Genomic DNA, 13,294 nt, shown 5'->3' on the forward strand with positions numbered 1-13,294 from the left:
TTGTTATCGCCTATCCATTTAGTGGAATAGGGAGGGTTGGAAACGATCGCATCAAAAGGCTCATCGTCTTCATGCTTTGGGTCTAAAAGCGTGTCCCCAAGTGCAATGTGGAATTTAGAGTAATTGATGTCATGCAAAAACATGTTGATGCGGCAAAGGTTGTAAGTGGTCAAATTGATTTCTTGCCCAAAATACCCTTTTGAAACGTTTTTATCGCCTAACACTTTAGAAAATTGTAAGAGTAAGCTTCCGCTCCCACAGCATGGGTCATAAACTTTATTGATGCTTTCTTGGCCGTGCAGGGCGATTTTAGCGAGCAGTTCGCTCACTTCTTGGGGGGTGAAAAATTCCCCTCCGCTTTTGCCGGCATTGCTCGCATACATGGCCATTAAATATTCATAAGCGTCGCCAAAAACATCAATCCCGCTTTTTAAATAATCTCCTAATTGCATGCCCCCTATGGCTTGAAGGATTTTAGCCAATTTTTCCACCCTAATTTTATGAGAGCTCCCTAATTTATTGCTATTGACATCTAAATCCGCAAACAAGCCTTTGACATTTTCTTCTGATGGAGTGCCAAGGCTGGATTTTTCTATTTCGTTAAAAATATTTTGTAGGGTTACATTGAGATCTTCGTTACTAGGCGCGTTTTTTAACACATTACAAAATAAAGCGCTTGGCGGGATGAAAAAGCCTTTTTCTTCAATAAGGCCCTCTCTTGCACGCTCGGCTTCTTCATCGCTTAATGAAGCGTAATCAAAACTCGGATCGCGCTTTCGCTCTTCTTTATTGATGTAATGAGTCATGTTTTCTGAAATGTAGCGGTAAAAAAGAATGCCTAAAACGTATTGCTTAAAATCCCAGCCATCCACTGAGCCTCGCAATTCATTCGCCACTTTCCAAATGGTGTTGTGCAATTCGTTACGCTCTAATGAAGAAGATTCGTTCGCTTGAGTGTTTTTGTTTTCCATGATGATATAAGCCCCTTTTTTTGTGTTTTGATTGGCGGTTTTGTTTGGCGTTGGGCGCACACCCTTTAAAGGTTTCATTATATCAAAGAATATTATTTTTTTATTCCTTGCATTTTCTGTGCGTTTGTGGGATAAATAAGCTATAATCGCCCTTTTTAAAGTCATTTTTTAAAAGGGGTTTGAATGGTATTTGACAGAACAATCAGCGTAAGAGAAAAAAAAGCGGCTAAAACGCTTGGGATTGTGGGGATCGTCTTTTTTATTTTGTTTGGCATCGTAATAAGCGGGGTGGCCTTTCAAAAAGAGTGGGTGCAACAATTGGATTTATTTTTTATAGACTTGATCCGCAACCCTGCCCCCATTCAAGGGAGCGCGTGGCTTTCTTTCGTGTTTTTTAGCACATGGTTTGCGCAAAGCAAGCTCACCACTCCTATAGCCTTACTCATTGGCTTGTGGTTTGGGTTTCAAAAACGCATCGCTTTGGGGGTGTGGTTTTTCTTTAGCATTTTATTAGGTGAATTCACCTTAAAATCCCTTAAGCTTTTAGTGGCGCGCCCACGGCCTGTAACCAATGGCGAATTGGTTTTTGCGCATGGCTTTAGTTTCCCTAGTGGGCATGCTTTAGCTTCAGCGCTTTTTTACGGCTCTTTGGCGTTGTTGTTATGCTATTCTAACGCAAACAATCGCATTAAAACGATTATTGCTGTGGTTTTGCTTTTTTGGATTTTTTTAATGTCGTATGATAGGGTTTATTTAGGGGTGCATTACCCTAGCGATGTTTTAGGAGGGTTTTTATTAGGGATTGCTTGGTCGTGCTGCTCTTTAGCGCTTTATTTAGGGTTTTTGAAACGCCCTTATAAAGCCGCTTAAAGCGTTTTTTAAAATCTCATTTTTAAAAAGAAAGCGATGAGTTAGGGTATAACTCCTCTTTCTTTTTAACCTCATCAAATTCATCTTTATAGCGGTATGAGTGAGCCGGGTCATAATCCACAACGCTTTTTAAAAAACCGCTGAATTTTGGATTTTTGTCGCTAAGCTCTTGAGCCATAGTGTAATCAATTTTTTCTTTGTATTTAGCGTTCAATAAAATAACGCTTTTATCCTCATCAGTTCTTAAATCAATCACGCCAATCCCAAAACTCGCATGCAAACGCTTCAATAAATCCATGAGTTGGGGATTGTGCGTATCAATATGACGGCCCACTAAATACCCCTCATTAGAGCTGTTAGAAATCGCTTGAAAATAATACTCCCTGCAATTAGTTACGCTGATTTCTTTTTTCAATTCAAAGCTCACCAATTTAATAGGCAAGGTGTCAAATTTCTTAGAAAAAGCGATTAAATTTTCATTAGAGAGTTCGGCGTGTAAAAACCTAACCCCCACCATGTCCGGATAAAGCCATCTGTCCATGCCTTTTGGCGATTTTGAACTTTCTTCATGAAAAATGGTTTTCGTGTAGCATTTCAAATTTTCATTATCAAAAGCCATGTAGGTTAAAAAAGGGTGCAAATCCCTTTCATGCACGATTTTAGCGCTTGGAGCGCTTGGTTTTTCAGCGTTTAAATCCGGCTCTTTCATAACCGGCTCGTTTGTCGCGCTTTTTAAAGCGATTAGAATTGGTTTTTCTTGCACTTTCAAAAAAGGCACTTCTTCGCCCTTGTTTAAGGCTTCATAAATATAAGCGCTAACGCTCTGGTGTGGGGTTTTGCCCCCACAATCAAACATTTTTGCAATCTTGCCTTCATTAAAAAGCTCTTTGGCCTTATGATAAATTTCAGTAGGCTTAATAGGCTCATCAATCGTTTCTAAAACGCTTTGAATGATTTCAATGTCTCGTGGCTTCATTTTTTGCTCGCTAGATATTCTTCATAACTGCCTTTAAAATCAATGATTGAAGCGCCTTTAGGGCTTGGGACTAATTCAATGATCCGGTTTGCATACGCATCAATCAATTCTCTGTCATGGCTTATGCAAATCACCGCCCCATCAAATTTATAAAGTGCTTCGCCTAAAGCGATAATCGCTTCTAAATCCAAATGGTTAGTCGGCTCATCTAAGACTAAAAAATTCCCCCCTTCTAGCATGAGCTTGGATAAAACCATTCGGTGTTTTTCGCCCCCACTTAAGGCGTTCACGCACTTTTCTTGCTCTTCGCCATTAAAAAGCATCCTCCCTAAAGCGTTTCTCACTTCTGCACTTTCAATCTTTTTATTGAAATTAAAGAGCCATTGATACAAGGTCTCTTCGCCGCTAATTTCTTCGCTCACGTTTTGAGGGAAATAGCCTTTTGAAACGGTCGCCCCCCATTTCACCACGCCCTTATCGGGCTTTAATTCTTCTACTAAAATTTTGCAAAGCGTGGATTTACCCACGCCATTTGGCCCTATGAGAGCGATTTTATCTTTAGGCATCACTTTCAAGCTCACTTGATTTAAAATAATTTGGTCGTCATAACTTTTAGAGATGTTTTCGCATTCTAAGGCTTCATTACCAATGGTTCTTTTGGGTTTAAAAATGATGCTTGGATCCCTCCTACTGGATACCGCTAAGCTTTGAATGTCTAATTTATCCAGTTGTTTTTGGCGGCTGGTGGCTTGCTTGGCTTTAGAGGCGTTAGCGCTAAAACGAGCGATAAATTTTTCTAGCTCTTCTTTTTCTTTGAGTTTTTTATTGCGTTCAGCCTCTTGCTGTTTAGCGATCAGAGTAGAGGCGATATACCAATCGTCATAATTCCCGCTAAATTCGCGCACGCTGTGAAAATCCAAATCCAAAATATGCGTGCATACTGCATTCAAAAAATGCCTGTCATGGCTAATGACCACCATCGTGCCTTCATGGCGTTTGAGGTTGTTTTCTAGCCATTCAATGGCGTTTAAATCCAGGTTGTTCGTAGGCTCATCTAAAAGCAAAATATCCGGTTTAGGGAACAAGACTTGAGCGAGAAGGATTTTAAATTTATCGCTGCTTGGCAAGGTTTTCATCAAATCGTTATGCCTAGAGCTAGGAATGCCTAAATCTTCTAAAATCTTTTCAATCACCACTTCGCATTCATACATGGGATCTTCTTCTACGCAAATGGTTTCTAACTCCCCTAGTCTCGCATTCACCTTATCATCGCTCAAATCCCCTTCAGTGTATAAGCGCTCTTTTTCTTTGATAGCGTCATACAAACGCTTGTTGCCTATTAAAACCGCATCTTTAAGGCTCAAATCTTCAAAGGCGTATTGATCCTGCCCTAAAACCCCCATTCTCATCCCGCTTGTGATGATGACTTCCCCACTGCTACAATCAATGCTCTTGCTTAAAATCTTTAAAAAAGTGGACTTCCCTGCACCATTAGCCCCAATAAGCCCGTAGCGCTTGTTTTTATCCAGCTTGATATTCACATTTTCAAACAATTTTTTAGTCGCATAGCGTTGCGTTAAGTTGATGGTTTGCAGCATCTTATGATTTCCTTATTTTTTGTGATTAGAGAAAGCTTATTGTAGCGTTTTCTTTGCAATATTGTAACCCTTGCTTATTATGGTTATTCATAAGGCCTTTGACGCCCAAAATTTGATCGAGCCTATATCATTTTCTCTTGATTTTTTATTCAAATTAAGGTAAAAATAATGTTTTTAAAGCAAAAAAGGATCAAGTCATTGAAAGTGTTTGATTACGAGGATGTCCAACTCATTCCTAATAAATGCATCGTGAATAGCCGTTCAGAGTGCGATACGACCGTTATTCTAGGCAAACATGCGTTTAAAATGCCCATAGTCCCAGCCAACATGCAAACAATCATCAACGAATCGATCGCAGAATTTCTAGCAGAAAATGGCTATTTCTACATCATGCACCGCTTTAATGGATCGGCAAGAATCCCGTTTGTCAAAAAAATGAAAGAACGCCAATGGATTAGTTCCATCAGCGTGGGAGTAAAAAAGGAAGAATATCTTTTGATAGAAGAGTTAGCCAAACAAGGATTAACGCCAGACTATATCACAATCGATATTGCGCATGGCCATTCAAATTCTGTCATTGAAATGATCCAACGCATCAAAATGCGTTTGCCCGAAACTTTTGTGATTGCCGGGAATGTTGGCACGCCAGAAGCAGTCCGTGAATTAGAGAACGCCGGTGCTGACGCTACGAAAGTTGGCATCGGGCCTGGGAAGGTGTGTATTACTAAAATCAAAACAGGCTTTGGCACGGGTGGTTGGCAACTAGCGGCTCTTAGGTGGTGCGCTAAAGCAGCAAGAAAACCGATTATTGCAGATGGCGGCATTCGCACGCATGGGGATATTGCAAAATCCATACGCTTTGGTGCGACAATGGTAATGATTGGCTCGCTTTTTGCAGGGCATGAAGAATCATCTGGAGAAACAAAAATAGAAAATGGTATCGCATATAAAGAATATTTCGGTTCGGCATCAGAGTTCCAAAAAGGTGAAAAGAAAAATGTTGAAGGTAAGAAAATTTGGATCCAACATAAAGGCTCGTTAAAAGACACGCTGGTTGAAATGCATCAAGATTTGCAATCTTCAATCTCCTATGCAGGTGGGAGAGACCTTGAAGCGATTCGAAAAGTTGATTATGTCATTGTGAAAAATTCAATTTTCAATGGGGACACAATCTAAAGAAAATCAATGAAAGCGAAAGCAGAAAGAATGGTCTTCAATCTATTTTTCAAGCGATTTGCTTTGACTTGGGTTTTTGTTGTTTTTTTGATCCTTTCTTTATTTTCATTGCATCTTGTTGGATCATTTTTTTGTATAGTGTTAGCTTCCATCATCTCAATCTTAAGGGTATTTGTTTTGTTATTCAACACGCCGTTATTCATCTTTGCTTTTTTGCCTGTTGGTTTTTTAGGGTATTTTATCTTACAAGCTTATGCTAAAAATCCCCTGTTCCCTAAACTATGGCTCGTATTGGCTAGTTTGTTTTTTTATGCTTTTTGGAATGTGAAGTATTTGCCCTTATTGGTTGGCTCTATTATTTTTAATTATTTTGTGGCTTTGAAGATCCATCAAACCCAGCAAAATGCCTATAAAAGATTATGGCTTATTTTGGGCCTGATCGCTAATGTTTCACTTTTAGGATTTTTCAAATACACTGATTTTTTCTTAACCAATTTCAATCTAATATTGAAGAGCCATTTTGAAACCTTGCATTTAATCTTGCCTTTAGCGATCAGCTTTTTCACTTTGCAACAAATCGCTTACTTGATGGACACTTATAAGCAAAATCAAATCATGCAGCCCAAAACGAGAGAGAGAGTGAAAACGCTCCTATTTTATTAAACCCCCCTCCTTCATTTTTTTCATTTTCGCATTTTTTAGATTACGCTTTATTTGTGAGTTTCTTCCCTCAACTCATTGCAGGACCCATTGTGCATCATAGTGAGATGATGCCTCAATTTAAAGATAAAAATAATCAATTTTTGAATTACAGAAATATCGCTTTAGGCTTGTTTATCTTTTCTATCGGTTTGTTTAAAAAGGTCGTGATTGCGGATAATACCGCTCATTTTGCTGATTTTGGATTTGATAAGGCGGCTAGCTTAAGTTTTATTCAAGCATGGATGGTGTCTTTATCTTATTCGTTCCAGCTGTATTTTGATTTTAGCGGTTATTGCGATATGGCTATAGGCATTGCCCTCTTTTTTAATATCAAACTCCCTATCAATTTTAATAGTCCCTATAAGGCTTTGAATATCCAAGATTTTTGGAGGAGGTGGCATATCACTTTGAGCCGCTTCTTAAAAGAGTATTTGTATATCCCTTTAGGGGGTAATAGGGTGAAAGAATTAATCGTGTATAGGAATTTAATTTTAGTGTTTTTGATTGGAGGGTTTTGGCATGGGGCTGGTTGGACTTTTATCATTTGGGGGCTATTGCATGGGATTGCTTTGAGCGTTCATAGAGCGTATTCTCATACCGCTAGAAAATTTCATTTCACTATGCCAAAGATTTTAGCATGGCTCATCACTTTTAATTTCATCAATCTTGCATGGGTGTTTTTTAGAGCGAAGGATTTGAATAGCGCTTTGAAGGTTTTAAAGGGGATGGTTGGTTTGAATGGCGTTTCGCTTTGTCATCTTTCACAAGAGGCATCAGAGTTTTTAAATCGTGTCAATGATAACATGATCATGCACACCATGATGTATGCATCCCCCACATTCAAAATGTGTGTTTTGATGGTAATCATCTCTTTTTGTTTAAAGAATAGTTCCCATCTATACCAATCCAATCAAATGGATTGGATTAAAACAACAAGCGCTTGTTTGTTGCTCTCTGTAGGGTTTTTATTTATTTTTGCCAGTTCTCAATCGGTATTTTTGTATTTTAATTTTTAGGACACTAGCATGGAGTTTTATAAAAAACAGACTTTAATCATTGTTTCTTTTTGCCTCTCTCTTCTTGTAGGTGTTGGATTGTTTAATTACCTAATCGATCCTTTTGAGTATTTCAGGAAAGCAAAATACCCCATTGATTGGCATGAAAGAGTTGGGGCGAATTTATCGCATTTTGAAGGAGTGATCAAGCATTACCCTTATAACAGCTTGTTAATAGGAACAAGCATCAGTTTGAATTTTAGCTTAAAAGACATCCATGACTTGCTGTGGTTGAAAGATCCTATCAAACTAACCGTCTCTGGTATGAATATTGGAGAAATATATCATTGCTTCCTTTTGCTTTCAAGCACCAACCAGTCAATACCGTTGCCATGGATTTGGCTTTTTTTGAATTTATTTTGAACAAGCACTCCAAATACTTTTTTGAATACCCCTATTTCACTAGGGATTTTGTGTATTTATATAACTTTAGAGTCTTTAAAAACGCGTTTTTCTACTTTTCTACAAATTATCTTAAAATTAAAGAAAAATCTTTTTGCAAACTCAATTCTTGGTTCCAATTATATGATTTTTGCAATAGCGTTTTAAATCGTTATGATTATAATTTCATGTTTGGTCATAATAACCCCTATGATTATACGCTGGATAATGTGAAAAGATCCTATTTATCAGCGTTAAAAAATCCTAATCAATTAGCCATAGATGAAGAAAATGCTTATAAAATCACCAAACAGCTAGGGGATTTTATTCAAAAACACAGCGATAAACATTTTATTTTATGGACAAGAACGGACTCGCTTTTAAAATATAAGGTTTGTAATCATACCATTTTAACACGCAATTTAAACGCCATCCACAACGCCTTAAAAACGCTTTTAAAATACTCTAATGCAGAAATCCATGACCTACGCACCATGCCATTAGCTAAAGAGATAAAACGCTATAAGGATATAGGGCATTATGATCCCATAGGTTCCAAAGAAGTCTTGCAAGCCATAGCGAGCAAGAAATACCTACTCACTCCCAATAACATTGATTCCTTCAAGCAACAACTCATCCAAACGATAGAAAACTATCAAATCCCTAAAGAAATCCAAAATTAGGGCTAACTTTTATGAGCGAAATGCCTTTCAATACAATCGCATAAGATGTGAATCATAAGAATGTGCATTTCTTGGATTCGTGGGGTGTCATCGCTAGGGACAATCAAAGCCATATCGCTTAAAGGCTTCATTTTCCCCCCATCACGCCCCGCTAAGCTAAGCGTTTTCATCCCTAAAGCTTTAGCTTTTTCATAAGCTTTTAGGACATTTTTGGAATTACCGCTTGTAGAAATCCCTATCAAAACATCGTTTTTTACCCCCAACGCTTCCACTTGTCTGGCAAACACTTCTTCATAACCATAATCGTTCGCAATGGCGGTGAGGGCTGAGGTATCCGTGCTTAAACTTATCGCGCTCAAGCCTTTCCTTTCTAATTTATAGCGCCCGGTCAATTCAGCGGCAAAATGCTGCGCGTCGCTCGCACTCCCCCCATTACCGCAAATAAGGATTTTCCCTTGATTTTCTAAGGTTTCTATCAAAAGATGAACGCTTTGCTTTAACGCTTCTTGCAAACTTTCTAAACTTTTTTCTAACGCTTCCTTATGGGCTAAAAATTCTTTTTTTATTAAACCATCAATCATTATGTGTCCTTTTAATTTTTTCTATGATAGCGCTTGTGGAATAACCTTCTTCAAACTCTATCAAACGGGTTTCTTTAGCAAACTCGCTCCCTATGACTTCTTTATTGAGATAGTCCGCTCCCTTGACTAAAATATCAGGCTTTAGGGCTTGAATTAATTTGATGGGCGTGTCTTCTTCAAACACCACGACATAATCCACGCAAGACAAACTCGCTAAAAGAAACGCTCTGTCTTTTTCGCTCACTATGGGGCGTTTATCCCCCTTAAGCCTTTTAACGGAATTATCGCTATTTAACCCCACAATGAGAATATCCCCTAAAGCTTTAGCCTTTTGCAAATAACTCGCATGCCCTTTATGGAGGATGTCAAAACAGCCATTGGTGAAAACGATTTTTTGCTGATCTAAAGTTTCTAACAGCTTTTCTAAAGGGAGGATTTTGGGGTGCGTTTGGTTTAAAATCAAAGCGATTTCTTCTAAACTCGCTAACGCGCTCCCCATTTTACCCACCACCACCGCCGCTGCTGCATTGGCAAACTCGCAAGCTTTTTTAAGATCTTTTGACTCTAATAAAGAAAGCGTTAAAGCTGCAATCACCGTATCGCCAGCCCCGGTTACATCATAAACTTCTTTAGCGATGGTGGGGCAATTGATTAGCTCGTTTTTTTCTAAAAAAGCGATGCCTTGCTCGCTCAAAGTGACTAAAGGCATGGCGATATGGTAAGTTTCTTTTAAGATTTTAAGCGCTTTTGATAAATTGGCATGGCTGTCTAATTTCAAATGGAGCGCTTGCTCTAATTCAAAACGATTGGGCGTGATCAAACTCGCATGAGAATATTTGCTATAATCTTTCCCTTTAGGGTCGCATAAAATGAGCTTGTGGTGTGCGTTGGCTAATGCGATGATGGTTTGAGTGAGTTCAAAATCCAAAACGCCCTTATTGTAATCTGAAAGGATCACCCCATCCATTTCTTGGATTTTTTCTGCGATAAAATCTAAAAGATGTTTTCTTAAATCGGCGTTTAAGGGATCTTTGATTTCCTTATCCACACGCACGATTTGCTGGTTTTGCGCGATAATGCGCGTTTTGAGCGTGGTGCAACGGGTTTTATCTATTAAAACGCCTGAAGTGTCAATCTCTCTTATTTTTAAAGCGTTAATGAAATGCTTACCCTCTAAATCATCGCCCACTACCCCACATAAAAATACTTTAGCCCCTAAAGAGGTGAGATTATTGGCCACATTAGCCGCTCCGCCTAAATTCTTGCTCTCTTTTTTGACTTCCAAAACAGGTACAGGGGCTTCAGGCGAAAGGCGTTCGCTCTTCCCCCATAAATAATAATCAGCGATCAAATCCCCTATGACTAAGATTTTTTTCATGCGTATTGTTCTTTAAAAATCGCATGGATATGGGGCAAGTAATCCTTAATGCCGCTTTCTAAATCGTATAAGGGGGTGTAGTCTAAATCCAAAATAGTGGGTTCAATATGCGCTTGCGTGTGCTCTTGGAAAAAAGGATAAGGGTTTTTAATATAATTTACTTTAAAATCCCCTAAATGCTCTTTTAAAATGCTAACAATCTCATTATAGCTCCTGGCTTGTGAATAGCCCACATTATAAACCCCGCTTTTTTGGGCTTTCATCGCTTTCACATTCGCTTGGATCACATCTTCAATATAGACAAAATCCCTTAACTGCTCGCCAAATTCAAAAAGCTTGACTTCCTTAAACGCCAACGCTTGCAAAGCGAGTTGCAAAACCATAGAGGCGGTTTTTTCCTTATAAAATTCCTTAGGCCCATAGACATTAAAAAATCGTAAGCCCACTTGAATGAGATCGCTTGAATAAGAGCGGACAAATTCGTCCATGCAAAGCTTGGAAAAGCCATAAACATTTTCAGGGCTTTCGTTTGAGCCTACCACATTGGGGGCTTTGGTGTTGCCATAAACGCCTGCTGAAGAAGCGTAAATCACTTTAGCCTTTTTGGGTTGGGCGATTTCTAAAAGCCGTAAAAAAGCCTGGTAGTTAGTTTTCATCACTAATTCTTGATCTAACATGGTCGTATCAGAGACAGCGGCCTGGTGGAACAAATAATCAAAATGCAACTTTTCTAAACGCCTTAAATCTAAAGGGTTATTAATATCAGCCGTGATCACTTCACCCTTAAAACCGATTAAATTCTTAAAATGCCCTAAAGAACTCGGGCGGCCATTATTGGAAAGCGTGTTGTTACGGAATTTATCTAAAATGATCACTTTAGCTTTAGGGTGGTTATCTTGAAAATAAAAGGCTAAATTACTGCCCACAAAACCGGCCCCACCGGTAATTAAAATCGTTTGATTCTCTAATTCATCATCAATATAACGCATTATTATCCTTATTTAATCCAATTAATCATCTCTTTAAGATTTTTACATTGTATCCAAGAATGAGGAGTTTTTAAAAAATTTGCGCTCAATAAGAGGTTATTTTTAACTTTAGCGTTCAAGCCGGCTAACATGTCGCTTTCTTTATCGCCTATCATAAAAGATTTTTCCAAACAAATTTGATGCTCTTTAGCGGCTTGTAAAATCAAAAAAGGTTTTGGCTTCCTGCAAGTGCAATTTTCTTCTGGGGCGTGCCTGCAAAAATAAATGCCATCCAAATTAAAACCTAATTCTTTAAGCAAGCTTTCTTGGAGGTATTTAGTAAGGTTTTCAAAATCTTTAAGGGTGTAATAGCCTCGGTTGATCCCGGATTGATTGGTGATTAAAAGCAGTTTATAGCCTAAAGATTTCGCATGCCTTAACAATTCAAAAATCCCTTTTTGGAATTCAAAATCTTCTTTTTGGCTCACATAGCCTTTATCAATATTAATAATGCCGTCTCTGTCTAAAAAAAGGGCTTTGTTAGCGCTCATGGTGGCTTTCTTGGTGTGGCGTGGTGTGGTTTTGATGGAGCATCATATCGCTTTGGTGGTGCATTGCATGGGGTGTTTGGTGGTTGATGAGCATGATCCCCATATAAAGGACATAAAGCCCAAAAACCCCCATCAAACTTTTAGACAAAAGATTGAAAAATTTCCTATAAGAGATAGAAATTTTACTCAAAAAAACCCCCATTAAAAACAACGGCACGCTAGTGCCAAGCCCAAAAGAAAGGCCTAGCATCGCCCCCATAAACGCGCTATGACTAAGAATCACGCTCGCTAAAAACGAATACACCATCATGCAAGGTAAAAACCCATTCAACACGCCCAAGAAATACAGCCCTAGAATGTTTTGAGATTGCAAGGTTTTTTTCATCAAAAAAGAGATAAAAGGGATTTGAAAGCTTAATTTTTCCACTTTAGCTCCCAAGAGCGCTAAAAGGATTAAAACAATCCCCATGCTAATGAATAAAACACCCCTAAAACCCATGCTCGCACTAAGACTATGCCCTAAACCTGCCGTTATAGCCCCTAAGAGCATGTAGGTGCTGATCCTCCCTACATTATAAAGGGCATGGCAAGTGAGCTGGTAAGAAAAGCTTGTAACTTTAGAAAATCTTATTTGACTGAATGCGCTCACAATCCCCCCACACATGCCCACACAATGCCCTAAGGACATGCTCAAAGCGGCTAAAAACATGCCCAAAAAACTCAAATTCTGCATCATTTGCATTCTAGTATCCCTGCTTTTTTAAGAGCGATTTCCATCCCGTCAAAAACCAAACGCTCCTTGCAAACAGAATGGGGTAAAAACGCGCTCAAATACTTCGCATCGCCCCCACAAAGATAGATTTTTTGATTTTTGGCTAAATGCTGGATGCAAGAGATGACGCTCAAAACCATGCCGTAATTCACAGCGTCTCTAGTGTTTTTAGGTAAAACTTCTAAAGAATCTAAGGCTTTGAAAGGTTGCTCTAAGATTTTAGCGCTTTTTTTATACGCATGGGTATATTGGGCTAAACCGGGCAAAATACACCCCCCCAAATGCTTGCCCTCTTTGACTAAATCAATCGTAATCGCACTCCCAGCATCTACCACCACGCCATTATTTAGCGCTAAACACGCCATTTGCCGGTCTATCCCAAGCCCTATATAGTCGGTTTCTAAATGAAAAAACCCTGCAATATTTTTAGCGTTAGGGTAACAATTCAAAAGGGCTTTTTCATTTTCTTCATTCACGCTAATGTAAAAAATTTCCTTTTGAATACCCAAACGCTTTAAATCTTCTTTAGCGCTTGAAAAGAGCTGATAGTTTTGCGCGAAATGGATGCGCGTATTGCCTATATCGCATAAAACCAGGTTTTTCAAACCTGTCAAAGATTGCCTAGCTGGCAT

At 38.8% G+C, this 13,294-nt stretch carries 11 protein-coding genes and 2 pseudogenes; 4 read left to right on the plus strand and 9 right to left on the minus strand.

The genetic code is table 11. The features are described 5' to 3' along the window. The coding region (locus QT74_RS06530; protein WP_033765582.1) for a type I restriction-modification system subunit M at positions 1 to 971 on the minus strand (971 nt) is incomplete at its 3' end. A 183-nt stretch (positions 972 to 1,154) separates the two neighbouring features. Here QT74_RS06530 and QT74_RS06535 point away from each other — a divergent pair. Beyond that, entirely contained in the window at positions 1,155 to 1,841 is a 687-nt protein-coding gene (locus QT74_RS06535) for a phosphatase PAP2 family protein (protein WP_033765549.1), read from the plus strand. A 22-nt stretch (positions 1,842 to 1,863) separates the two neighbouring features. Here QT74_RS06535 and QT74_RS06540 read toward each other — a convergent pair whose 3' ends face one another. Together QT74_RS06540 and QT74_RS06545 are read right to left on the minus strand one after the other, a co-directional pair. Next, positions 1,864 to 2,817 (minus strand): COG2958 family protein, encoded by a 954-nt coding sequence (locus tag QT74_RS06540; RefSeq protein WP_033765551.1) that lies wholly within the window; start codon positions 2,815 to 2,817, stop codon positions 1,864 to 1,866. After that, on the minus strand, positions 2,814 to 4,415 hold the full coding sequence (locus QT74_RS06545) for an ABC-F family ATP-binding cassette domain-containing protein (protein WP_033765553.1): 1,602 nt from the start codon (positions 4,413 to 4,415) through the stop codon (positions 2,814 to 2,816). Before QT74_RS06545 ends, QT74_RS06540 begins: the two co-directional genes overlap by 4 nt. A gap of 198 nt (positions 4,416 to 4,613) precedes the next feature. Between QT74_RS06545 and QT74_RS06550 the strand changes: the two genes are divergently transcribed. From QT74_RS06550 to QT74_RS06560, 3 genes and pseudogenes are all read left to right on the plus strand, one after another. Continuing rightward, entirely contained in the window at positions 4,614 to 5,591 is a 978-nt protein-coding gene (locus QT74_RS06550; protein WP_033765584.1) for a GMP reductase, read from the plus strand. A gap of 177 nt (positions 5,592 to 5,768) precedes the next feature. Then, positions 5,769 to 7,309: pseudogene (gene patA / locus QT74_RS06555) on the plus strand (MBOAT family peptidoglycan O-acetyltransferase PatA). A gap of 9 nt (positions 7,310 to 7,318) precedes the next feature. After that, positions 7,319 to 8,412 (plus strand): annotated as a pseudogene (locus tag QT74_RS06560) (hypothetical protein). Positions 8,413 to 8,414: 2 nt separating this feature from the next. On the opposite strand, the gene gmhA reads toward QT74_RS06560, so the two are convergent. From gmhA to QT74_RS06590, 6 genes are read right to left on the minus strand one after another with little or no spacing between them, the layout of a single operon-like run. Beyond that, positions 8,415 to 8,993 carry a D-sedoheptulose 7-phosphate isomerase gene (gmhA, locus tag QT74_RS06565; RefSeq protein WP_033765555.1) on the minus strand — a complete coding sequence of 193 codons (579 nt, stop codon included), beginning with the start codon at positions 8,991 to 8,993 and terminating at the stop codon, positions 8,415 to 8,417. After that, the gene (rfaE1, locus tag QT74_RS06570; RefSeq protein ID WP_033765557.1) at positions 8,986 to 10,371 is read right to left on the minus strand and encodes a D-glycero-beta-D-manno-heptose-7-phosphate kinase; all 1,386 of its coding nucleotides are present in this window, start codon (positions 10,369 to 10,371) and stop codon (positions 8,986 to 8,988) included. The genes gmhA and rfaE1 overlap by 8 nt, the downstream gene beginning before the upstream one ends. Beyond that, positions 10,368 to 11,360, minus strand: coding sequence for an ADP-glyceromanno-heptose 6-epimerase (gene rfaD / locus QT74_RS06575; RefSeq protein WP_033765559.1), 993 nt, complete (start codon positions 11,358 to 11,360; stop codon positions 10,368 to 10,370). The genes rfaE1 and rfaD overlap by 4 nt, the downstream gene beginning before the upstream one ends. Positions 11,361 to 11,368: 8 nt before the next feature. Continuing rightward, positions 11,369 to 11,890, minus strand: coding sequence for a D-glycero-beta-D-manno-heptose 1,7-bisphosphate 7-phosphatase (gene gmhB, locus QT74_RS06580; protein WP_033765561.1), 522 nt, complete (start codon positions 11,888 to 11,890; stop codon positions 11,369 to 11,371). Beyond that, positions 11,880 to 12,632, minus strand: coding sequence for a sulfite exporter TauE/SafE family protein (locus tag QT74_RS06585; protein WP_080247201.1), 753 nt, complete (start codon positions 12,630 to 12,632; stop codon positions 11,880 to 11,882). Before QT74_RS06585 ends, gmhB begins: the two co-directional genes overlap by 11 nt. Then, entirely contained in the window at positions 12,623 to 13,294 is a 672-nt protein-coding gene (locus QT74_RS06590) for a type III pantothenate kinase (protein ID WP_033765563.1), read from the minus strand. The genes QT74_RS06585 and QT74_RS06590 overlap by 10 nt, the downstream gene beginning before the upstream one ends.

Source organism: Helicobacter pylori SA213A (genome assembly GCF_000476275.1).
Taxonomy (GTDB): Bacteria; Campylobacterota; Campylobacteria; order Campylobacterales; family Helicobacteraceae; genus Helicobacter; species Helicobacter pylori_CL.